Origin of the sequence: Flavobacterium sp. (assembly GCF_040379285.1) — a bacterium.
Lineage (GTDB): Bacteria > Bacteroidota > Bacteroidia > Flavobacteriales > Flavobacteriaceae > Flavobacterium.
In genome coordinates, this window is record NZ_JBEILJ010000044.1 from 1 (window position 1) to 21,706 (window position 21,706).

The window sequence follows — 21,706 nt, forward strand, 5'->3', positions numbered from 1 at the left end:
AATTACGGGCATTATCCAAAAACACAGGATGACCAAACCATGCTTTTTAAACACCAATGGCCATGGAGCGTCAAAAAAACGCATTTTTGAGACAACGTATCCTATACCACTGATGCCAAACAACGCTACATACCAAGGCACGACAACTCCATTGGAAAGCAATCCTATTGGAGACAACCCCAATATAATCAATACATGCATTAGCACTAGTCCACGAAACGCCCAAAGACGCGTTCGTTGAAACAGTAATCCAATTCCGAAAAGAATTTCAATCAAACCTACTAGTAATCCCGCATAATGAAAGAATAAAAAAAAGGAATCGTAGGAAGTGATCCCAAAGCGGTTTTTTAATACGTAGGAATCCCAAATCGTAAACAAAAATGCCCATTGATTTTATGGAGTCCGCTGAAGGTGTACAACGCCGAAAGAAGCAGCAAGCAACGAGTCCAAAACTGCTCACTTTACTTGGAGAAAAAATGAATAACGGCAATCGCCAAAAAACAATAGGTATAGGGTTGCCAAAATACATAATCCCAAGCCCATGAACCCACGACCAGTACAAACCACAGTCTGACTTCCTTTTTCCAATGCGGTTTCCACAACAACAATAGGGTAATGGCTAGGGTAGCACAATATAAAATGAATGGAAATTCGTCGGGAAGATTTCGTGCAAAAGTAAATACAGTAAGCGTGGGAAAAACACGATTCAGGGTCCACGCTTTGTACACAAAAAGTTGGGTCAAAAGATGCGCCAGCAAGGTAAGACGCACGATTCCTGTAACCCAAAACGTTTTGTACATTATCCGAATTGGCTCATTTGATAACCGCGATACAGTTTTTGATCTTTCACTTCCCAAATAACAAAGAAATTGGCCAACAACATCTCTTCTCTAGGATTTTCAATAGTTTTCACAAAATGGGAATAGCGTACCGAAACGAAATTTCCCTCCTGAATAATGTGAGAAATACGAATCTTGGAACGAACATAAGCCCGATTCAATTCTTCACTCAAATTGAGCACATCTTCAGCATCCATCTGAACGAATCCTTTGGTGCTATTCCATTCGATGATTAATTCGGGATGCAAAAACTGTTTTACTTCATCGCGATGCAATAAAACATCTGATTTATATAAGTCTAAAACTAAATCTTTTGGTTGCATTATTCCAATTTTTTATTCAACAATTCAGGTAAACGCTTCACGTAAGCCATTTGTTTTAATTTTTCACGCGATTCTTCGGCGGGAGTCCCAAAGTAGGTTATTCCACCGGCCACCGATTTTGTCACTCCGGATTGCGCTAGAATAACTGCTTTGGTTCCGATAGTAATGCCACTATTAGTCCCTACTTGGCCCCAAATAGTAACTTCATCTTCAATAACAACACATCCCGCAATGCCTGTTTGGGCGGCAATGAGACATTTTTTTCCAATGATTGTATCGTGTGCCACGTGGATTTGATTGTCCAAAATTGAACCTTCTCCTATGGTCGTATCCCCTGTGACGCCGCGGTCTATGGTACATAAAGCACCAATGCCCACATGATCTTCTATAACCACCCGCCCACCGGAAAGCAATTGGTCAAATCCTTCGGGACGTTTTTTATAATAAAATGCATCGGCTCCCAATACCGTACCGGCTTGGATTATCACGTTGTCGCCAATTTGTGTATGATCGTAAATCGAGACATTGGAATGGATAATGCAATTTTTTCCTATGCGAACGTGATTTCCAATGAAGCAGTTCGGTTGAATTACGGTCCCTTCGCCTATCTCTGCCGACAATGAAACAGCTGCTTGTGCCGCAACAAAAGGTCGGAAATACCGGGTGAGCTTGTTAAAATCCCGAAACGGATCTTCGGAAATCAATAACGCTTTTCCCTCGGGACAAGGAACTTCTTTGTTAATCAGTACAATGCTAGCCGCCGATTGTAGCGCCTTGTCATAATACTTCGGATGATCAACAAAAACAATATCTCCTGGAGTCACGACATGAATTTCGTTCATCCCTTCAACAGGAAAATCATCGGCTCCCACATACTGGGAATCGATGATTGCTGCAATTTCTTTCAAAGTGTGCGTTTGCGGGAACTTCATGTGTTATTCTTTTACCCGTTCCAAATAATCACCCGTAGCGGTATCAATTTTAATCTTATCACCTTCATTAATAAACAAAGGAACGTTAACATTGGCCCCCGTTTCAACCGTAGCCGGTTTGGTCGCATTGGTTGCAGTATTTCCTTTCACACCTGGTTCGGCATAAGTCACCTCCAACACAATAGAAGCGGGCATATCTACCGACAAAGGCATATCGGTTTCGGTGTTAATTTGTACCATTACATTGGTTCCCTCTTTTAAGAATTGAGGCGCATCCAATACATCCTTGCTCAACGTGATTTGTTCATAGGATTCGGTATTCATAAAATGATAATCATTGCCTTCGTTATACAAATACTGAAATGTATGGGTTTCTACACGAACTACATCAATTTTATGACCTGCAGAAAAGGTATTATCCAATACTTTTCCCGTAGTCAATGATTTTAATTTGGTACGCACGAAAGCGGGACCTTTTCCGGGTTTCACATGAAGAAACTCAATAATTTTGTAAATGTCGTGGTTGAATTTGATACAAAGTCCGTTACGAATATCTGCCGTTGATGCCATTAGTATTGATTTTTTTAATTTAAAATTTTGGTAATTTAATACGTTCCTGAATACCCTTTCATTATACCGCGGGAAGAATTGCGAATGAAATCTAAGATCTCATCGCGTTCGGGTGAAGCAGCCATTTCAGCTTCTATAATCCCCACCGCTTGCGAGGTATTGTAATTCTTTTGGTATAAAATGCGGTAAATATCTTGAATTTCTCGAATCTTTTCCGTTGAAAATCCGCGTCGACGCAAGCCTACCGAATTAATTCCTACATACGATAAAGGTTCCTTAGCTGCTTTGGTGTAAGGCGGAACATCTTTTCGAACCAGAGAACCTCCAGAAATCATAGCATGTTCACCGATATGAATAAATTGATGAATCGCCGCTAATCCACCGATAATGGCAAAATTCCCTACGACGACATGTCCTGCAAGCGCCACGCCATTGACAATAATCACGTTATCACCAATATGGCAATCATGCGCTACGTGAGCAGTGGCCATAATCAAACAGTTGCTTCCAATTTTGGTTTGCCCCGAAGCGATAGTTCCTCTGTTGATGGTTACAAATTCTCGAACCGTAGTGTTATCACCAATGATAGCAAGAGAATCTTCCCCACCAAATTTCAAATCTTGAGGCACCGCTGCAATTACAGCGCCAGGGAAAATATTACAATTCTTTCCGATACGAGCTCCTTCCATGATGGTCACGTTGGAACCAATCCAAGTTCCTTCGCCGATTTCGACGTTGTTATGAATAGTGGTAAATGGCTCGATTACTACGTTCTTAGCAATCTTTGCACCGGGATGCACATAGGCTAGCGGTTGATTCATAGTTTATTGGTTTTTGACGATTTGTGCCATGAGTTCCGCCTCAGCGACCAAACGTCCATTGGCATAAGCGTTGGCTTGCATATGGCATATTCCGCGACGGATGGGCGAAATCAAATCACATTTAAATATTAATGTATCGCCCGGCAAAACTTTATGCTTGAACTTTACGTTGTCGATTTTCATAAAATAAGTCAGGTAATTTTCTGGATCAGGAACAGAGCTTAAAATTAAAATCCCTCCCGTTTGTGCCATTGCTTCTACAATCAAAACCCCAGGCATGACAGGAGCTCCGGGAAAATGACCCACAAAAAAGTCCTCATTCATCGTCACATTTTTCAATCCCACCACATGAGATTCAGACATTTCAATGATTTTATCTACCAACAAAAATGGCGGACGATGGGGCAACATTTTCATGATTTTGGTCACATCCATCAAGGGCTCTTTGTTCAAATCATAGGTAGGCACATGATTGCGTTGTTCTATTTTAATGATTTTAGATAGTTTTTTGGCAAATTGCGTATTGACGAAATGCCCGGGTTTATTGGCTATTACTTTCCCTTTGATACGGCAACCGATCAAAGCCAAATCACCAATAACATCGAGCAATTTGTGACGTGCTGCTTCGTTGGGATGATGCAACGTAAGGTTGTCTAAAATACCGTTGGGTTTGACCGAAATATTTTCTTTTCCAAAGGCCTTTTTCAAATTCTCCATAGTTTTTTCGGAGATTTCCTTGTCGACATATACGATGGCATTGTTCAAATCGCCTCCTTTAATAAGTCCGTTGTCTAGCAACGTTTCCAACTCATGTAAAAAACTGAAGGTACGCGCACTTGCAATTTCTTCTTTAAAATTGGACATGTTCTTCAACGTCGCGTTTTGGGTACCTAAGACTTTAGTTCCAAAGTCTACCATTGCGGTCACTTGGTAATCGTCGGCGGGCATGACAATGATTTCACTACCTGTACTTTCATCGATATACGAAATAACTTCTTTCACCACATAACAATACCGTTCAGCATCTTGCTCAATGATACCTGCTTTTTCGATCGCTTCTACAAAATATTTGGAAGAACCGTCCATTATGGGGGGCTCCGACTCATTCAATTCAATAATCACATTGTCCAAATCACACCCTATACAAGCCGCTAAAACATGCTCAGACGTTTGAATCTTTACACCCAACTTTTCTAAATTGGTTCCACGCTGGGTATTCACTACATAATTTGCGTCGGCTTCAATTACTGGGGACCCTTCCAAATCCACACGTACAAAAGTAAATCCATTGTTGACAGGTGCTGGCTTTAGAGTCATGGTCACTTCTTTTCCTGTGTGAAGCCCAACACCCCTAAGGGTAATTTCTGATTGAATGGTTTTTTATTTAACCATAATGCTTGTATTAATTCTGTTTAGCTTAATTTTTTCTTGAGATTGTCCAAATCGGCCACAATTTTGGGAAGATTACGGAAATGGACATACGATTTATTCCAATCGCCATAGTTAAAGGCCGGACTTCCTTGAATCGTTTCGCCATCGGGAATGCTTTTTGCGATACCCGATTGTGCTTGAATCCGCACATTATTTCCTATGGTAATATGGCCTACTATACCTACTTGCCCACCGATCAAACAGTTTTTACCAATTTTAGTGGATCCTGCAATTCCAGTTTGTGAAGCAATTACGGTATTTTCTCCAATTTCAACATTGTGCGCAATCTGGATTTGATTATCGAGTTTAACACCTTTACGAATGATGGTAGAGCCAAGCGTCGCGCGATCGATAGTCGTACACGCCCCTACTTCCACATGATCTTCTAGAATCACATTCCCAATTTGAGGAATTTTGCTGTAGGTTCCATCCTCTGAAGGGGCAAAACCAAATCCATCCGAACCGATGATAACACCAGAGTGGATGGTGCAATGGTTGCCAATTTCAGTTTCAGAGTAAATTCGAACGCCCGCAAACAAAATACAATTATCCCCAATAACCACATTGTCACCGATAAATGAATTGGGATAGATTTTGACATTGTTCCCAATTTTCACATTTTTTCCGATGTAACAAAAACTTCCCAAGTAAAGATGGTCGCCGTAGGTAACACCCTCCGATATCACCGTAGGTTGTTCAATGCCCGACTTCATCAATTTTACTTGATTGTAATACTCTAAAAGTTTGGAAAAAGACTTATAGGCATCTTCCACTTTGATTAAGGTAGTGGTAATGGGTTGTTCGGGCTCAAACGTGTGGTTCACAATCGTGATAGATGCTTGAGTGGTATAGATATAATTTTGGTATTTTGGATTGGCTAAAAAGGATAAAGAACCCGCTGTTCCCTCCTCGATTTTGGCCAATTTATAGACTTCAATCTGTGGATTTCCAACCACTTCTCCGCCTAAAATACCCGCTATTTGTTCCGCTGTAAATTTCATTCTGACAAAAATATAAAATTTAACAAAATAAGCCGTTTTATCCCAGTAATACTTTCGGATAACATACAAAATACTTCGTTACAGCCTTCGATAAGGCTCTTACTTGAAGCGGTTCTGAAGTATCTTCCAACACTTCAACGGACCGGTCCTTTTTGATGATTCGTATCGGTACACTTTCTTTGTTGTAGGCGATGTTTTTTAATTTTCCTTTAAAAACAAAATAATCCGAGTCGTTGGCTGAAATGGGATAATGGTCTAACAATTGGGCTTTTAACGTTTGTATTTTTGAGGCAACAGGCTTTTCTTCCGACATATCAATCTTCAACAATTCGCGATTGACAATCATTTTACATAGTTCTGCCAACACGAAATCCGTAGAAAATTGCCACAATTTAATAGCGCCCATGACATCATAATCATCCAACAAGGCAAATTGGGTCAGCGCTTCCCCATCAAAATCAGTTCGCGCTACTTTATTTTGCAGGAAAAATTGTAACGGAGGGCTACAGGGAAGTACGTTTCCTTTTTGCGTGAGTTCTTTGGCGCGCTTTAAAATTTTTGTCAAAATCAACTCTGCTACAACCGATGTTTTATGCAAATACGCTTGCCAATACATGAGTCGGCGTGCCATGAGAAATTTTTCTACGGAGTATACGCCTTTTTCTTCAATTACCAAATGATCATCAGCGACATTCATCATCTGAATCAAACGGTCACTGTTGATATTTCCTTCGGCTACTCCACTGTAAAAACTATCGCGCTTGAGGTAATCCATTCGATCCATATCTAATTGACTGGAAATCAATTCAAGCATAAATTTTCGATGGTAATCGCCTTTAAAAATTTGAATCGCCAAATCAAGTTGGCCCTTAAAATGCCGATTTAAGGCGTGCATAAATTGCAACGAAATTTCCTCATGTTGTATTCCCTCTACGATACTGTGTTCCATCGCATGAGAAAAAGGGCCATGACCGATATCGTGCAACAGAATAGCAATGTACAGCGCATTTTCTTCTTCCTCGGTAAATTGAACTCCTTTATATTTGAGTGTTTCTAAAGCCTTTTGCATGATGTGCATACACCCCAAGGCGTGGTGAAAACGAGTATGATGGGCACCAGGATACACGAGATACGACAATCCCATTTGCGAAATACGGCGTAAACGCTGAAAATAGGGATGCTGAATAAGATCAAAAACCAATGAATTGGGAATCGAAATGAATCCGTAGATGGGATCGTTGAATATTTTAAGCTTGTTGGTCGAATTCACACCATTTAAATAAGAGCACAAATATACGTGAAATGCGAAAAAGCGCAATATCAATTGGTTTTGTACTTGAAATTTGAATCCTTCAGATAGGCCTCTCTTATCAAAAGACCTGACGCACAGGTAAAAAAAAACCTAACTAAGCGGGGGAGTTAGGTTTATCATACTTGATTTTTGCACTGCTAGCCCTGATGGGAGCGGCATCCTCACGGAGTTTACGAAGTGAGATACAGCGGACAGCAGGAAATAGCTCCCAAAAAATTAATACGCAATCAGTTCCAATAACGCCTTTTCAAAGCGTTCATTGGGTAAATACTGATCCTCCAGGGTTTTCATAAACGGTATGGCGGTTTCTAAACTGCCTACACGAACAACGGGCGCATCCAAATATTCGAATGCCTGCTCCATTATCAAGGAGGAAATATCGCTCGCAATACCGCCAAACAAGGTATCTTCTTGTAAAATAATCGCTCTGTTGGTTTTTTTAACCGATTGAAGTATGGCTTCTGTATCCAAAGGTTGTAGCGTGCGTAAATCCAATACATCGGCACGAACTTCAGGGTGTTTGTCCAACAATTCTAAAGTCCAATGCACTCCAGCGCCAAATGAAATAATGGTCACTTGATCACCTTCACGAAGTATAGAAGCCTTTCCAAAAGGTAAGGTATAATAGCCTTTGGGCACCTCTTGATAAATACTTCGATACAATAGCTTATGCTCAAAGTACATCACCGGATTGGGGTCGTTAATGGCTGTAATTAAAAGTCCTTTTGCATCATAAGGAAACGCGGGGTAGACCACTTTGAGTCCTGGAGTTTTGGTAAACCAAGCTTCATTGGTTTGGGAGTGGAACGGTCCCGCTTGTGTACCGCCACCACAGGGCATACGCACCACGACATCTGACTTTTCGCCCCAGCGATAGCGTTGCTTGGCCAACAAATTGACGATTGGATTAAAACCAGTTGAAACGAAATCGGCAAACTGCATTTCCACAATTGCTTTGTACCCGTTGATAGAGAGTCCATTAGCTGCTGATACGATAGCACTTTCGCAAATAGGAGTATTACGAACGCGCTCTTTGCCGAACTGCGCCACAAATCCATCGGTTATTTTGAAAGCGCCCCCATATTCGGCAATATCTTGGCCCATAATGACCAAATTAGGATGTTGTTGCATCGCTTCACGCAAAGCGCTAGAAATGGCATCAATCACACGAATATTCTCAGTTTCACTTGATGGTTTTACTTCTTGATAATCAAACGATTCGTAAACATCATTTAATTCTTCATTTAAATCGGCCACAAAGTCTGGCTCTGCTTGAGTGATTGCCCAATGCGCATCGATTTCTTGCTTGAATTCAGCTCGGAAAGCCTCGTCTTGAGCTTCTGTCAAAATCCCTTCATTTTTAAGATAGGCTTGATAATTAGCAATCGGATCTTTGATGGCCCATAGATCCATTAGTTCTTGCGGAACATATTTGGTGCCACTCGCCTCTTCGTGACCGCGCATGCGAAACGTTTTGAACTCCAACAATACGGGACGCGGATTTTGTTGCATTGAAGCTTTGAGTTCAGCAATTTTGGTGAAAACGTCCAAAATGTTATTACCGTCAATAATGTGGCTTTCCATTCCGTATCCTAATCCTTTGTCGGCGAGATTTTCGCAACGGTACTGTTCGTTTGTTGGCGTTGACAGGCCGTATCCATTATTTTCTATGACAAATAAAACAGGGAGTTCCCAAACGGCTGCTACATTTAAGGCTTCGTGAAAATCACCCTCCGAAGTGGCGCCTTCCCCTGTAAAAACAGCGGTCACTTTCCCGTTTTTCTTTAATTTATTGGCTAAAGCAATCCCATCGGCTACCCCCATTTGGGGGCCCAAATGCGAGATCATACCAATGATTTTATACTCTTGAGTGCCAAAGTGAAAACTACGATCACGTCCTTTGGTGAAGCCCGATTTTTTACCTTGCCATTGCGAAAAAAGTTTGTGCAATGGAATATCTCTACCTGTAAATACGCCTAGATTACGGTGCATCGGAAGAATGTATTCATCCTTATCCAAAGCAGCGGTAATACCCACAGAAATAGCTTCCTGCCCAATGCCTGAAAACCATTTAGACACTTTTCCTTGTCGGAGCAAAATGAGCATTTTCTCTTCAATCAAGCGGGGTTTCAGTAATTTTTTATACAAATCCAACAATTGCTCGTTGGATAAATTGTGACGATTAAAGTCCATTCGTTTTGTTTGTGTATTGTGACGCCAAATGTACTAAAACGATATAGGATTTCAAGGTGTTTTTACATAAAAAAAGCACACGCAAAACGTGTGCTTTCGATTAACTTTTTTAGTGAAATTATTTTTTTACAAATCGTTGAATTTTTCGGGATCCATCCGCTTGATGAACTTCGACAACATAAAATCCAGAAGGAAGTGAGGTAATTTCAATTTTCTTATTTTGTAATGAAGCTTGCAATACCACTTGACCGTTCACATTGTATACCAATGCATGAGATAGTGAAGCATCGGTATAAAAATTCAATTCGTTTTCTGCAGGATTTGGATAGACATTTAACAAGGTATTGAAATCTACTGTATCTAGCCCTAAAGGCACATCTGAAACATTAAGCGTGTAAGTCACCGTTTGGGGTGCGGGCCAACTCGAAATATAGATATAATAAGTTTGTCCGCCTGTCATGGCAAAATTATTGATTGTTCGTGCTCCAGCAGAAGACCCCGTGGCACAAGCTGCGTATTGAACACCAATATTGGCACAATCGGTATAGACAAACATTCCAGTCCACGCTAAAGCACTCGGAATTTCTATTTTTACGGTTTGGTTGGAAATGGGAGTGTAAGCGTAAATTACGTCATTTCCACCATGAAAATAATTTCCAAATGTAGTTGTAGAACAAGTGGGATGCGTCATTGTTTGCGGATCATAATTGTCGGCATAATTTGCTGTATTATCAGTGGTTGTATACGGTAATGCTGATATCACATTGGGGTTTGTACACAACGTTCCGACTTGTGCATAAATGCCTATTCCTAGTAAGCACATTGAGAGTAAGTAAAGTTTTTTCATAATAAATGGTTTTATAATGTAAATTTAAGACTTATGTCATAAATTTTAAAAAAAAATTTTAGACTATTAATACGATTTTAAGATTTCATTGAGTGTTAATAACTTTTGAATGAGAATCGTTTAAATGTCTTACATTTGTAGTTGCGCTTTGATTTCACAGCGTTTAAGTTATTAACAAAAAAGGTTTAGTATGCAACAAATTCCAAGTGTTGACTTACGTGATTTCCTGTCAGATAATCTGGCACGTAAACAAAAATTTGTAAATGAAATCGGCAAAGCCTATGAAGAAATCGGCTTCGTAGCATTAAAAGGTCATTTTCTTGATGATCAGTTGGTGGGAGAATTGTATGATGAAGTGCGAAACTTCTTCAATCTTCCATTGGAAACCAAAGCAAAATATGAAATTCCGGGCATTGGAGGCCAGCGCGGTTATGTTTCTTTTGGTAAAGAACATGCCAAAGGGCGTTCCGCTGGGGATTTAAAAGAATTTTGGCATTTTGGCCAATATGTGAGCGAAGGCTCTAAATGGGAAGGTGAATATCCCGACAATGTAATCGTAGAAGAATTACCCAAATTTAATGAAGTTGGAAAAAAAGCCTATCAAATGCTCGAGAAAACAGGAGTCTATGTACTTCGTGCTTTAGCATTACACATCGGTTTGGATGAATTTTATTTTGATAATTACATCAAAGACGGGAACAGCATTTTACGTCCTATCCACTACCCGCCTATTACGGATGAACCGAAAGACGGCGCCGTTCGTGCGGCTGCCCATGGTGACATCAACTTGATTACCCTATTAATGGGGGCACAAGGAAAAGGATTACAAGTGCAAAATCACGAAGGCCAATGGATTGATGCCATTGCACAAGACGATGAATTGATGATTAATGTGGGCGATATGTTGTCGCGTCTCACCAATAATAAGCTGAAATCAACCATTCACCAAGTGGTTAATCCACCGCGGGAATTGTGGGGAACTTCGCGTTTCTCAATCCCATTTTTCATGCACCCTGTAAGTGATATGAAATTGGATTGTTTATCACAATGTATCGATGAAAACAATCCGAAATTGTATGAGGACATCACCGCGGGCGATTTCTTAAACGAGCGTTTGGTGGAATTAGGATTGATTAAAAAATAAGGTAACAAATTTTCCGGAACTGAAATTCCAAATTCCAATGCACTGTTGGGATTTGGAATTTGGTTTTTTACCCTTTATTTATTCGAAAAAATAAAACCTAACAAAGGAGCACTCCCATGAGTAACTTAGAAGAACAACTAAAGAAACTATTCCCTGATCATATTCCAACGGAACCCGAACCTGAAACGCCACAAGAACATGAATTATTTGTTCAAAAAGAGCCCATGATTTGTAAATATGAGAAGCGAAAAGGCAAACCTACCACGATTATCGAAGGCTATGAAGGAGAAGAGGAAGACTTTAAAATGTTGGCCAAAGAAATCAAAACCAAATTGAGCGTAGGCGGCAGCTTCAAAGACGGTTCGATTATCATTCAAGGCGATTACCGCGATAAAATCATGAATCTATTGAAAGACAAAGGTTTTAAAGTGAAGCGCGTGGGAGGATAACATGAATTTTGAATGATAAATGATGAATTTTAAATTGTGTTTCTTTTAAATAAAAGTCACTTGTCAACCCAGAAGTTTCGGGACTAGTCACTAACCTGCCTGCCGGCAAAGGCAAGTCACTAATCACTAATTACTAGTCACTAGTCACTAATCACTAATAACTAATCACTAATCCCTATCACCGATGATTGCTTCATCTGAATTAATATTAAATCCTGATGGAAGTGTGTACCATTTGAACCTACTTCCAGAACATATCGCCCACGACATCATTTTTGTGGGAGATCAAAACCGTGTGGAAAAAATTACCCAACATTTTGAGCGGATTGAATTTTCACAACAAAAGCGCGAATTTAAAACCCAAACCGGATTTTTCAAAGGCAAACGAATGACCGTGATGTCAACCGGAATCGGCCCCGATAATATTGACATCGTTATGAATGAGTTGGATGCTTTGGTCAACATTGATTTGGCGACTCGAACCGTAAAAGAAGAATTAACCTCTTTGAATATCATCCGAATCGGCACCTCAGGTTCGTTACAAGCCGACATCCCCGTCGATAGTTTTGTCATGAGCCAATATGGATTGGGTTTAGACAACATGCTTCGCTCCTATTTGATTGACGAAATCTCAGAAAAAAATATAGAAGACGCTTTTATCCAACAAACCAACTGGGATTTACGTAAAGGGCGCCCTTATGTAATTAAGGCCTCTGAAACCTTGGAAAAGCGCATTGAAAGTGATTGTATCTTCAAGGGATTTACGGGTACAGCAGGCGGATTTTATGGCCCACAGGGAAGAGTTTTACGTTTACCTATTCAAGATTCGGAGTTAAATACAAAAATGGACGCCTTTGAATTTGAGGGAATCAAAATGACCAATTTGGAAATGGAAACGGGTGCAATTTATGGCTTAGGTAAACTTTTGGGACATGAATGTTTATCATTGAATGCCATTATTGCCAACCGTGCCAATGGAACGTTCAGTGCCGATCCGTACAAAGCCGTTGACGCTTTAATCGCCTATACTTTAGATAAATTATCACAATAGTAATGAGGAGCTATTTCCCGCTTTCGCCTTTATCTCTCCGCTAAAGCTACGAGGATATCGGCTCTACCTGCCTGCCGGCAGGCAGGTCGGGGCTAAAACAAACCGTGATGATACAACGTTTAGAGACCGAAAGACTGTATATGCGTCCTTTCAAAATTTCGGATGCAGCCGATTTGTTTGTCATGGATAACAATCCGAAGGTACACGAATATTTATGGCAACAACCCACGCTTGAACTGGAAGAATCGGTTAAAATTATTGCCTACATTCTGGGCCAATACGAACGCAACCAAGTAGGACGATTTGCCACGTTTTTGAAAGCAACCGATGAATTTATTGGGTGGACAGGCATCAAATTTATCGACGACCATGTAGAAAATGGCAACACCAACTTCTTTGATTACGGGTACCGTCTAGCCGAAGCGCATTGGGGCAAAGGCTTCGCTACTGAAGCTTCTATTGCTTGGCTGCAGTACGGATTTGAAACCCTTAAAATTCCGGTAATGAATGCATATGCACACAAAGAAAATGGTGCTTCCAATCGCATTTTACAAAAAACGGGGTTCATACATCAAGAAACCTACCCCGATCCCGCTGGCGTACTTTGGAATTGGTATGCCTTGAACAATTCCACTTCAAAGCAATGAAAACGATAAAGATTGTAGGTGTTCCCGAGCATTTTAATATGCCTTGGTACCAGAGTATCGCTGATCGCGAATTTGAGCGTGTTGGTGTGGATTTACAATGGACCGATATCCCAGAAGGTACGGGAAAAATGTGTCAAATGCTCCGCTCCGGGGAGACCGACATAGCCGTGGTATTAACCGAAGGCATGGTCAAAGATATTTTAGGAGGTTGTCCCTCCAAAATAGTGCAAGTTTATGTTACTAGTCCGCTCCTTTGGGGCATTCATGTGGGTGGGAAATCATCATTTCAAGAAATTTCCGACTTACAACAAACTACTGCAGCCATCTCGCGTTTCGGTTCGGGCTCGCATTTGATGGCTTACGTTAATGCGCAACAGCAGGGTTGGGATACCTCCGCGCTACAGTTTGAAATCGTGCATACCCTTGATGGTGCCGTGGATGCCTTACAACAAGGAACCGCTGATTATTTTATGTGGGAACGATTTATGACCCAACCCCTAGTAGATTCGGGTGTTTTTCGTCGCATTGGTGTTTGCCCCACCCCGTGGCCTTGTTTTGTAATTGCGGTTCGTGACGAAGTGCTCGCAAATGAAAAAGAAACTTTGCTTTCAATCTTAAATACAATCAATACCAAAACAAAATATTTTAAAGAGCAAAACCATTTGATTGCACAACTCGCACAATGTTTTCATCAAAAAGAAGAAGCGCTTGAAGCTTGGCTCTCCTGTACTGAGTGGAGTCAATATCCGCTGTCAGAAAAAGAATTTGAGTTGGTTCAAAATCATTTGTGGAACTTAAACCTTATTGATAAAAAAGATACCTTTGCTACAGTTGTAAAAATACTGAAGTAAGCCCTTCAATGACAAATCCTTTCTTTTCGCGTTTCCGTCAATGGCAAGAGAAACTCGCGATTCCCAATCCATGGGATAAAGTCATTATAGGGGTACTCAACCTACTGCTTACCATCCCTGTTTTTTTAATTCTACATCAAAATCTCACGGATCCTGAATGGCCGTTAGCGATTGATCGTGTGGGACTATTAGTGCTTATTTTAGCAGTATTTCAATGGATTTTAGTGCAACTTCGTAAAGTAATTTTTATAAGTATTGCAGGCTACTTCCTTTTTTTGATTTGGGGTACTATGGTGGGTGGATACGGATTTCAAAATGTTTTTGAAGAGTATCAATCGATGCTATATGCCATGGAGGACAGTCCTTTTCCGCAAGATATTGTAATTGATCGATTGCTTCCTTTTCCTAATAAATCCAAGATTATCAAAGCCATTGATTATGACCATCCGCAAGTTCGAAACTTTGCCCTAAAAGCGATTAACACCCATTTTAAATCAGTGCAAGGGTATCAGGATTATCAGACCCTCATTCAATGTTTTGCCGTTTTTAAAGAAATCAATTCCCAATGGAACTACGTGCACGATCCCGTAGGACACGAATACATTGCTCGAGCCGATGAATCGTTAAAATACCTTTCGGGCGATTGTGACGACCATTCCATTCTCATGGCGGCGGCTGTTAAATCGATTGGGGGCATTCCGCGATTGATTCATACGACAGGTCATATTTACCCTGAATTGTACATTGGCACACGAAAAGACATGGAAACCGTCAATTATTTGATCAAAAAAGTACTTTTCCCTAAAGAAAGTCAGCACAAAGCAGTTCATTATCACATCGACGAACGGGGCAATGTGTGGTTGAATTTGGATTATACCGCCAAATATCCAGGTGGACCTTTTATGAAAGAAGAAATTTTAAGTGCTTTGACGTTGAATTAAATGGTCTCGGGTAAAATATTTAGTATATTAGCCCTATAAATACGAAACAATGCGCAAATTAGCTATACTCCTGCTCCTTTTTAGTTTTGGTTTTTCTTGGGCACAAGAACAAACCTCACCCTTAGTAAACAAGAAAAATGAATTTCGTGTCGATGTCCTTCAGGCCTTAGCGTATGGTAAAATTAGTGTAAGCTACGAGCGATTTTTTGAGGGTAGTTTCTCTGTAGGCGTCAACGGTAATTTCTCCAATAGTACACGAATTGAGGACGATTACAACAACGGTTTTCGGAACAATATTCCGCGGTATGAAATTAACCCTTATGTACGCTATGCCCTTTCTAAGAGTAAAGCACGGTATTATTTTGCCGAAATTTTTGCTTCAGCCAATGGGGGTGATTTTAAGGAAATTGTGCGGGAAAACAGCGGCGGAAATGGATTTTACACCATCAAAGAAACCCAATACAATGATTTTGCTTTAGGGGGAAGTTTAGGGTATAAAATGTATTTCAAAGACACCTTTGCTTTGGAGGTACTTGTCGGATTTGGTTCCAATCTTACCAACAAAGAAATGAGTCCCGATGTGATTAGTCGTGTAGGAATTAATTTTGGGTATCGTTTTTAATGTTCAATGTCATGAAAAAAATTGTTTTACTATTTCTTAGTTTTTTTGTTGTAAGCCTCAGCAGTTGTGATACCAACGACGATGATTTTTACAATACCGAATATGTTCGTATAAATGGATTGGTCAATATTGAAACCCAAGCCAGTTATGCTGTGGGTGATAAAATTACGTTGAATTGTGTTGTGGATCGTTTGGTAAATGAATTGGGACAAAGTACACCGTTGGATATACGAAAAACAACCAACAATGCGCCTACCCTCACCTTTTCGTATGTTTTAGAAAAACAAAATGGTACCGAATGGATTCCGGTTTCAGTGCCAGCGAATCAAATGGATGTAAGTAGTGGACAACTCCAAAATCTTGGCTTTTATTTGGCCACAGTACCTTATGATACCCTTCAAGATGCCTATGTTTTTAGAGCTGGCTTGCCTTTGTTGAGCACGGGAACTTACCGCTTGAGTTATGGGTACAATAGTGAAGAAACAGATGTTGTAGAATTGCGCTCCAATTCAGCTTCTGATGCTATTACTTTACTGATTTACACCACGTCAAATGCGTTGAACAGCAACGGTTTTTATACCTTTACTGTCAATTAATTACCACTTAATTTCTTGATTGTGATGCTTTAATAAATAAGCATTTGTTTGACTGAAATGGCGATTTCCAAACCAAAGTCCCCGATTGGCACTTAGTGGCGAAGGGTGTCCTGACTCAAGCACCAAATGACGTGATCGTTCTATCCATTGTCCTTTCTTTTGCGCATAACTCCCCCACAATAAGAAAACTAAATTTTGTTTTTCATTGGCGAGTTTATGAATCACCGCATCCGTAAATTTCTCCCATCCTTTTCGCTGATGGCTTCCCGCTTCATGCGCTCGTACAGTCAGAATCGCATTCAACAAAAGAACCCCTTGGTTCGCCCAATGCTGAAGACAGCCCGACTGTGGGTAAGGAATGTCCAAATCGGATTCTAATTCTTTGAAAATATTGTGCAACGAAGGCGGAAACGGAACGGTATCAGGAACAGAAAACGACAATCCATGCGCTTGCCCCAATCCGTGATAGGGATCTTGGCCGATGATGACCACTTTGGTCGTATTGAATGGACATTGGTCTAAAGCAGCAAAAATTTGTGCGGGTGGCGGAAAGCAAGGGTGATACTTGTATTCCTCTGTTATAAAACGGTTTAATTCTTGAAAATAAGGTTTGTCAATCTCTTCTTCAAGCAAAAAGGACCACGTAGACGGTAAGCACAACATTTCTTAATTTTTTATCAAAAATAAGGAAAAAGTAAAGGATAGGCACGATTGACTTTGTACCTTTGATTGGTTTAAATTTATTATGATTGCAATTACAGAAAAAACGCGAAAAGATCTCGAATTTCATACCATTTTGGAAACTATTTCCCACTACTGTGTCACTGAATTAGGGCTGGAAAAGGCGCAACAAATAGCCCCTTTTTCACACAAAGAACAGTTGATGGCTGCATTGCATCAAACTTCGGAATATGTTTCCTCGTTTTCCAATAACAATGCGATTCCCAACCATGGGTTTGACACCATTTCGACTGACATACAACTGCTTTCCATTGAGGATAGTTTTCTTGAAGTAGAGAGCTTTCGGAAAATTGCAGCCCTTTCAGAAACCGTCAACACCCATTTACTTTTTTTAAAAAAATTCAATACCTACTATCCTTCGCTGCATCTTTTGGCTTCTGAGGTAGAATTCACCAAAGTCATTATTCAAAAAATTGAAGTCGTCATTGACAAATACGGGGTTATTCGCGATAATGCTTCTCCCGATTTGGTCAATATCCGCAGGAACATCAACATGGTGCGCGGTAAAGTAAACCAAAGTTTTGGACAAGCTTTAGTGCATTACCAAAGTTTAGGGTATTTGGACAATATTAAAGAAACGGTTGTTGAAAACCGCAGGGTATTAGCTGTCTTAGCCATGTACCGTCGTAAAGTTAAGGGTTCCATCATGGGCAGTTCAAAGACAGGAAGTATTGCCTACATTGAGCCCGAAGCGACACTGAAGTATAGCCGCGAATTGAATCAGTATGAGTATGAAGAACGTGAAGAAATCGTTCGCATTTTAAAACGTCTTACTTTCGAGATTCGTCCTTTTGCTGAATTGCTCCATCAATACCAAGATTATTTGAGTACCATTGATGTTATTCATGCCAAAGCCCGATATGCCCAGCTAATTCAAGGTATACTTCCCAATATCACTGAGGAAAAAAGGATTTATCTTCGGGAAGCCTACCATCCGATTTTGTTTATGACCAACAAAAGGAAAAATGAAGTTACGTATCCTCAGACCCTTGAATTAACCCAAGACAACCGTATAATTGTGATTTCTGGGCCTAACGCTGGGGGAAAAACGATTGCTTTGAAAACGGTGGGACTATTGCAATTGATGTTGCAATCGGGTATTCTCATTCCGGTACATGAACGAAGCGAAACCTTTTTGTTTGATCGTATTTTAACCGACATTGGAGATAATCAATCGATTGAAAATCATTTGAGTACCTACAGTTATCGGTTGAAAAACATGAATTACTTTTTAAAAAAATGTAATGCCAAAACCTTGTTTCTCATTGATGAGTTTGGAACAGGTTCCGATCCTGATTTAGGGGGAGCACTGGCTGAAGTATTTTTAGAAGAATTTTACCATCGGGAAGCCTTTGGGATTATCACCACCCACTATACCAATTTAAAAATTCTAGCCAACGAATTACCTTGTGCCACCAACGCCAATATGTTGTTTGACGAGCAATCGTTGGAGCCGCTCTACAAATTGCACCTCGGTCAGGCGGGTAGCAGTTTTACCTTTGAAGTGGCCCAAAAAAATGGCATTCCCTATGGATTGATCAATCGGGCTAAAAAGAAAGTAGAAGGCGAGAAAGTTCGCTTTGACAAAACCATTGCCAAGCTTCAGAAAGAGCGGAGCCGTATGGAAAAAACGTCAGAAAACCTTAAAGAAGAGGAAAGCAAAGCGCGGGAAGAAAGCAAACGTTTGGAACTAACCAACAAGAAAATTCAGGAAAAATTGGAGCGCTATCAGGAAATGTATGATGCCAATCAGCGGTTGATTTATATGGGTCAGAAAATCGATGATATTGCGGAGAAATATTTTTCGGATAAAAATAAAAAAGTACTGATTGGAGATTTTCTCAAATTGGTGGAGATAGAAAATTCGAAGCGTAAAAAAATCAGCGCGAAAGAGAAAAAACAAAAAGAAATCATTCATAAAAAGGTGGTTGCCGAATTGAATGTTGCCGTGGAATCCATTCGAACAGAGAAAAAGGAAAAGAAGATAAAAACCCAACAAGAAGCGAATGCCAAACCCAAGATGACGCTACAACTTGGGGATCGCGTTCGGATGACCGATGGGAAAGCGGTTGGGACTTTGGATAGTATTGAAAAAAATAAGGCTACTGTAAATTACGGACTTTTCACGTCCAAAGTAAGTCTCGAGATGTTGGATTTTGTAGAACGCCCCAGGAAATGATTTCCCTACCTGATTCCAAAAAACTAATTATCTACGATGGTCACTGTGTACTTTGCGATTATTGGGTTCGTGTACTTTTGCGTCATGATAAAAAAGAAGTGTTTTACTTTACTGAACTTCAATCCGAAACCGGAAAATCGCTTCAAAAAAAATTAGGGATTGAAAACCAAAAGGTGGACAGTATCATTTTGTATATCCCCAAAAAAGCTTTTTTTCTAAAATCCACAGCCATTTTTGAAATTGTAAAATCGCTACCTTGGTACTTCTATGGGGCATTGGTTTTTACAATTCTTCCTCAATGTATTACAGATAAAATGTATACATTCATTGCAAAAAATCGCTACCAATGGTTTGGCCGTAAAACAATCTGTGGATTAATTGATGCTAAAATACAACATCGGTTTATATGACAATTGTAAGCTCTACCCTTTTTTCATCGCCGTATCTTTGGGTATAATTTAAAATAGAAAAGAGATGCTTACTCGTATTTTACCATTGTATTCATGGGAAACTGAGCTTTTGTCATGATTGGCATTTTTGGTGTCTTCATTATTGGTTTAATAGAGGAGCTGTAATGTTAATGGCATCGGGCACAAAAAACAAAAAAGACTAAGCAAAAGCTTAGTCTTTTTCATTATGGCAATAGTAATAAATAAATTATTGCTTTACAATTTTCTTAGTTACTACACCTGAATCAGTAGTAATATTCATGAAATACACTCCAGAATTCATTTCAGAAATTGATATTTCAGTTTCGGATGTAGTATCAACATTTACAGTCTTCACTACACGACCATTGATATCTGTAAAAGAAACTGCTGTAAATCCAACATTATTTCCTTTTACATTCACCACATTATTCGTAGGGTTCGGATAAATTGCAATTGTATTTTCTAATCCTTGGATTTCTGTAGTGCCTAATAATCCTTCCGTAGCCGTTGCTTTTACAGTTAAGTTATCAAATGTTAAATCAGAAACTACAGTATTTGTAGAGGGAACTGCAGATACAAAATCAACTTCTGTAGGATCAAATGGACCTACCCAGTTCGCAGCATTCAAACCAGTATAGACTGTATTCGTTTTAAAGATAACTTCACCCGTAGTTGTGTTATAAGCAAAACCTATTCGATACCAAGTGTCCGCATCCAAAACTAAACCAGGCGCTGCGGTAAGATTAATTAAAAAAGTTCCAAAAGTCCCACCATTATTCAAATAAGCTACTCCATTTAACACACGTGACCCCACATTATAAACGAATCCTCCTAATACTCTTGAATTTGTACCATCCGCTCCGTAAAGACGAACACCTACTTGAGCCGTACTTGATGTAGCGGAACCTGTATACATATCATACTCTACTTCTAGAATATTATTTCCAGTTGTACGCGTTGCCCAAATTGCATCAAAACCGTCTTTCCACATGAAACGACTTCCTTTGTCCCCGTTAGAACTTGTAATTTTAAGTCCATTAGATGATGCATTACCTGTAGCTACAATTTGAAAATTTTCATTCGCTGCATTTGTACCTGTAGTAGGTGCAGTTCCGTTACTAGAAAAAGTTAACCAGTTGTCTTGACCTGGAGTAGCTCCAGTAATGTCAGTACCTACATTGCCTAAATTCAAAGTATTGAAGTTCTCAGTTTGTAACAATTGAGCACTAACAGTACCAGCAGTTAAAGTTAAAAGTGTAAGTAATAATTTTTTCATTTTATCGTGTTTAAGTATTTATAGGTTCAAATATATTACATTAATGCAGAATAAAAAAATGTTTGTTTGTTAAAAATAACCCATTGGGAATAATAATTTTTAGTAAAAATAAATGGATTATAACCCGTTGAGTGAAATAATTTGAAATAAAATAAATTGAAAAAATGTTGGTCAAGATGCTGAAATTCAGTATTTTGAAGCCTAAAAACAAAACAATATTTATGTTAAACATAGTAAAAAAATACTTAAATGTTTTAGAAGTTATAAGTTCTTTGACCCGAGCAAAGCGAATTGGCGAAGCAATATTGAGTTAGATTTTAAATCATGAATTGGAAGAAAGACAAAAATGTCTGATATAGAAGTAGTTGCATTGAGTTTAACAGCAGAATTTATGTCAATTGACAGTAAAAATTCACTTTTCAAACAACTACTTCCAGGTGAAATATCCAATTTAATTGAGCGAAGTCAGTTTAATAAAAAGACAAAAAAAGCTATTTTTTTTTTAGAAC

The 21,706-nt window shown here is 39.5% G+C and carries 22 protein-coding genes and 2 pseudogenes; 11 read left to right on the plus strand and 13 right to left on the minus strand.

All coding sequences use genetic code 11. From position 1 onward, the window contains the following. From ABWO12_RS09350 to ABWO12_RS09400, 11 genes and pseudogenes are all read right to left on the minus strand, one after another. Positions 1-378 (minus strand): annotated as a pseudogene (locus ABWO12_RS09350) (hypothetical protein); the annotation flags it as partial. A gap of 83 nt (positions 379-461) precedes the next feature. Next, positions 462-800, minus strand: a complete 339-nt coding sequence (locus ABWO12_RS09355; protein ID WP_353088592.1) for a hypothetical protein — start codon at positions 798-800, stop codon at positions 462-464. After that, entirely contained in the window at positions 800-1,162 is a 363-nt protein-coding gene (locus ABWO12_RS09360; RefSeq protein ID WP_353088593.1) for a nuclear transport factor 2 family protein, read from the minus strand. Before ABWO12_RS09360 ends, ABWO12_RS09355 begins: the two co-directional genes overlap by 1 nt. Further along, positions 1,162-2,094 (minus strand): UDP-3-O-(3-hydroxymyristoyl)glucosamine N-acyltransferase, encoded by a 933-nt coding sequence (locus ABWO12_RS09365; protein WP_353088594.1) that lies wholly within the window; start codon positions 2,092-2,094, stop codon positions 1,162-1,164. The genes ABWO12_RS09360 and ABWO12_RS09365 overlap by 1 nt, the downstream gene beginning before the upstream one ends. 3 nt (positions 2,095-2,097) lie before the next feature. After that, the gene (gene efp / locus ABWO12_RS09370; protein WP_287782267.1) at positions 2,098-2,664 is read right to left on the minus strand and encodes an elongation factor P; all 567 of its coding nucleotides are present in this window, start codon (positions 2,662-2,664) and stop codon (positions 2,098-2,100) included. Between the two features lie 35 nt (positions 2,665-2,699). After that, positions 2,700-3,485, minus strand: coding sequence for an acyl-ACP--UDP-N-acetylglucosamine O-acyltransferase (gene lpxA, locus ABWO12_RS09375; protein WP_073362287.1), 786 nt, complete (start codon positions 3,483-3,485; stop codon positions 2,700-2,702). A gap of 3 nt (positions 3,486-3,488) precedes the next feature. Then, positions 3,489-4,859, minus strand: coding sequence for a bifunctional UDP-3-O-[3-hydroxymyristoyl] N-acetylglucosamine deacetylase/3-hydroxyacyl-ACP dehydratase (locus ABWO12_RS09380; protein ID WP_353088612.1), 1,371 nt, complete (start codon positions 4,857-4,859; stop codon positions 3,489-3,491). 38 nt (positions 4,860-4,897) lie between these two features. Next, positions 4,898-5,917 (minus strand): UDP-3-O-(3-hydroxymyristoyl)glucosamine N-acyltransferase, encoded by a 1,020-nt coding sequence (gene lpxD / locus ABWO12_RS09385; protein ID WP_353088596.1) that lies wholly within the window; start codon positions 5,915-5,917, stop codon positions 4,898-4,900. Positions 5,918-5,954: 37 nt separating this feature from the next. Next, positions 5,955-7,187, minus strand: coding sequence for an HD domain-containing protein (locus tag ABWO12_RS09390; protein ID WP_353088613.1), 1,233 nt, complete (start codon positions 7,185-7,187; stop codon positions 5,955-5,957). 258 nt (positions 7,188-7,445) lie between these two features. Continuing rightward, on the minus strand, positions 7,446-9,422 hold the full coding sequence (locus ABWO12_RS09395; protein WP_353088597.1) for an alpha-ketoacid dehydrogenase subunit alpha/beta: 1,977 nt from the start codon (positions 9,420-9,422) through the stop codon (positions 7,446-7,448). 118 nt (positions 9,423-9,540) lie between these two features. Next, a complete protein-coding gene (locus ABWO12_RS09400; RefSeq protein WP_353088598.1) occupies positions 9,541-10,269 on the minus strand; it encodes a T9SS type A sorting domain-containing protein in 729 nt (242 codons plus the stop codon). A gap of 190 nt (positions 10,270-10,459) precedes the next feature. On the opposite strand from ABWO12_RS09400, the gene ABWO12_RS09405 reads away from it, so the two are divergent. From ABWO12_RS09405 to ABWO12_RS09440, 8 genes are all read left to right on the plus strand, one after another. Continuing rightward, entirely contained in the window at positions 10,460-11,413 is a 954-nt protein-coding gene (locus ABWO12_RS09405) for an isopenicillin N synthase family dioxygenase (protein ID WP_353088599.1), read from the plus strand. Positions 11,414-11,529: 116 nt separating this feature from the next. After that, complete coding sequence (locus tag ABWO12_RS09410) at positions 11,530-11,862, plus strand: translation initiation factor (RefSeq protein ID WP_353088600.1); 333 nt, start codon at positions 11,530-11,532, stop codon at positions 11,860-11,862. Between the two features lie 184 nt (positions 11,863-12,046). Beyond that, the gene (locus tag ABWO12_RS09415) at positions 12,047-12,913 is read left to right on the plus strand and encodes a nucleoside phosphorylase (RefSeq protein WP_353088601.1); all 867 of its coding nucleotides are present in this window, start codon (positions 12,047-12,049) and stop codon (positions 12,911-12,913) included. Between the two features lie 107 nt (positions 12,914-13,020). Beyond that, complete coding sequence (locus ABWO12_RS09420) at positions 13,021-13,560, plus strand: GNAT family N-acetyltransferase (RefSeq protein WP_353088602.1); 540 nt, start codon at positions 13,021-13,023, stop codon at positions 13,558-13,560. Continuing rightward, a complete protein-coding gene (locus ABWO12_RS09425; protein WP_353088603.1) occupies positions 13,557-14,411 on the plus strand; it encodes a substrate-binding domain-containing protein in 855 nt (284 codons plus the stop codon). Before ABWO12_RS09420 ends, ABWO12_RS09425 begins: the two co-directional genes overlap by 4 nt. Before the next feature lie 8 nt (positions 14,412-14,419). Beyond that, positions 14,420-15,352, plus strand: a complete 933-nt coding sequence (locus tag ABWO12_RS09430; protein WP_353088604.1) for a transglutaminase-like domain-containing protein — start codon at positions 14,420-14,422, stop codon at positions 15,350-15,352. 49 nt (positions 15,353-15,401) lie between these two features. Continuing rightward, on the plus strand, positions 15,402-15,974 hold the full coding sequence (locus ABWO12_RS09435; RefSeq protein WP_353088605.1) for a hypothetical protein: 573 nt from the start codon (positions 15,402-15,404) through the stop codon (positions 15,972-15,974). Positions 15,975-15,985: 11 nt separating this feature from the next. Then, entirely contained in the window at positions 15,986-16,570 is a 585-nt protein-coding gene (locus tag ABWO12_RS09440) for a hypothetical protein (RefSeq protein ID WP_353088606.1), read from the plus strand. Here the strand turns inward: ABWO12_RS09440 and ung are convergent, their stop codons facing one another. Then, a complete protein-coding gene (gene ung / locus ABWO12_RS09445; RefSeq protein ID WP_353088607.1) occupies positions 16,571-17,233 on the minus strand; it encodes a uracil-DNA glycosylase in 663 nt (220 codons plus the stop codon). It lies immediately after the preceding gene. 82 nt (positions 17,234-17,315) lie between these two features. On the opposite strand from ung, the gene ABWO12_RS09450 reads away from it, so the two are divergent. Both ABWO12_RS09450 and ABWO12_RS09455 read left to right on the plus strand, forming a co-directional pair. Continuing rightward, positions 17,316-19,490, plus strand: coding sequence for an endonuclease MutS2 (locus ABWO12_RS09450; RefSeq protein WP_353088608.1), 2,175 nt, complete (start codon positions 17,316-17,318; stop codon positions 19,488-19,490). After that, a complete protein-coding gene (locus tag ABWO12_RS09455) occupies positions 19,487-19,900 on the plus strand; it encodes a thiol-disulfide oxidoreductase DCC family protein (protein WP_353088610.1) in 414 nt (137 codons plus the stop codon). Before ABWO12_RS09450 ends, ABWO12_RS09455 begins: the two co-directional genes overlap by 4 nt. Positions 19,901-20,147: 247 nt before the next feature. Here ABWO12_RS09455 and ABWO12_RS09460 read toward each other — a convergent pair whose 3' ends face one another. Continuing rightward, positions 20,148-21,197, minus strand: coding sequence for a T9SS type A sorting domain-containing protein (locus tag ABWO12_RS09460; protein ID WP_353088611.1), 1,050 nt, complete (start codon positions 21,195-21,197; stop codon positions 20,148-20,150). Between the two features lie 221 nt (positions 21,198-21,418). On the opposite strand from ABWO12_RS09460, the pseudogene ABWO12_RS12300 reads away from it, so the two are divergent. After that, a pseudogene (locus tag ABWO12_RS12300) lies at positions 21,419-21,706 on the plus strand (IS982 family transposase); the annotation flags it as partial.

What these genes read in the sequence shown, in the direction of transcription:
- ABWO12_RS09400 (WP_353088598.1), bottom strand. Translation starts at nt 10,269, where the DNA reads ATGAAAAAACTTTACTTACTCTCAATGTGCTTACTAGGAATAGGCATT.
- ABWO12_RS09415 (WP_353088601.1), top strand. Translation starts at nt 12,047, where the DNA reads ATGATTGCTTCATCTGAATTAATATTAAATCCTGATGGAAGTGTGTAC.
- lpxD (WP_353088596.1), bottom strand. Translation starts at nt 5,917, where the DNA reads ATGAAATTTACAGCGGAACAAATAGCGGGTATTTTAGGCGGAGAAGTG.
- ABWO12_RS09395 (WP_353088597.1), bottom strand. Translation starts at nt 9,422, where the DNA reads ATGGACTTTAATCGTCACAATTTATCCAACGAGCAATTGTTGGATTTG.
- ABWO12_RS09455 (WP_353088610.1), top strand. Translation starts at nt 19,487, where the DNA reads ATGATTTCCCTACCTGATTCCAAAAAACTAATTATCTACGATGGTCAC.
- ABWO12_RS09440 (WP_353088606.1), top strand. Translation starts at nt 15,986, where the DNA reads ATGAAAAAAATTGTTTTACTATTTCTTAGTTTTTTTGTTGTAAGCCTC.
- ABWO12_RS09430 (WP_353088604.1), top strand. Translation starts at nt 14,420, where the DNA reads ATGACAAATCCTTTCTTTTCGCGTTTCCGTCAATGGCAAGAGAAACTC.
- ABWO12_RS09420 (WP_353088602.1), top strand. Translation starts at nt 13,021, where the DNA reads ATGATACAACGTTTAGAGACCGAAAGACTGTATATGCGTCCTTTCAAA.
- ABWO12_RS09355 (WP_353088592.1), bottom strand. Translation starts at nt 800, where the DNA reads ATGTACAAAACGTTTTGGGTTACAGGAATCGTGCGTCTTACCTTGCTG.
- efp (WP_287782267.1), bottom strand. Translation starts at nt 2,664, where the DNA reads ATGGCATCAACGGCAGATATTCGTAACGGACTTTGTATCAAATTCAAC.
- ABWO12_RS09435 (WP_353088605.1), top strand. Translation starts at nt 15,402, where the DNA reads ATGCGCAAATTAGCTATACTCCTGCTCCTTTTTAGTTTTGGTTTTTCT.
- ABWO12_RS09360 (WP_353088593.1), bottom strand. Translation starts at nt 1,162, where the DNA reads ATGCAACCAAAAGATTTAGTTTTAGACTTATATAAATCAGATGTTTTA.
- ung (WP_353088607.1), bottom strand. Translation starts at nt 17,233, where the DNA reads ATGTTGTGCTTACCGTCTACGTGGTCCTTTTTGCTTGAAGAAGAGATT.
- ABWO12_RS09365 (WP_353088594.1), bottom strand. Translation starts at nt 2,094, where the DNA reads ATGAAGTTCCCGCAAACGCACACTTTGAAAGAAATTGCAGCAATCATC.
- ABWO12_RS09410 (WP_353088600.1), top strand. Translation starts at nt 11,530, where the DNA reads ATGAGTAACTTAGAAGAACAACTAAAGAAACTATTCCCTGATCATATT.
- lpxA (WP_073362287.1), bottom strand. Translation starts at nt 3,485, where the DNA reads ATGAATCAACCGCTAGCCTATGTGCATCCCGGTGCAAAGATTGCTAAG.
- ABWO12_RS09460 (WP_353088611.1), bottom strand. Translation starts at nt 21,197, where the DNA reads ATGAAAAAATTATTACTTACACTTTTAACTTTAACTGCTGGTACTGTT.
- ABWO12_RS09425 (WP_353088603.1), top strand. Translation starts at nt 13,557, where the DNA reads ATGAAAACGATAAAGATTGTAGGTGTTCCCGAGCATTTTAATATGCCT.
- ABWO12_RS09450 (WP_353088608.1), top strand. Translation starts at nt 17,316, where the DNA reads ATGATTGCAATTACAGAAAAAACGCGAAAAGATCTCGAATTTCATACC.
- ABWO12_RS09405 (WP_353088599.1), top strand. Translation starts at nt 10,460, where the DNA reads ATGCAACAAATTCCAAGTGTTGACTTACGTGATTTCCTGTCAGATAAT.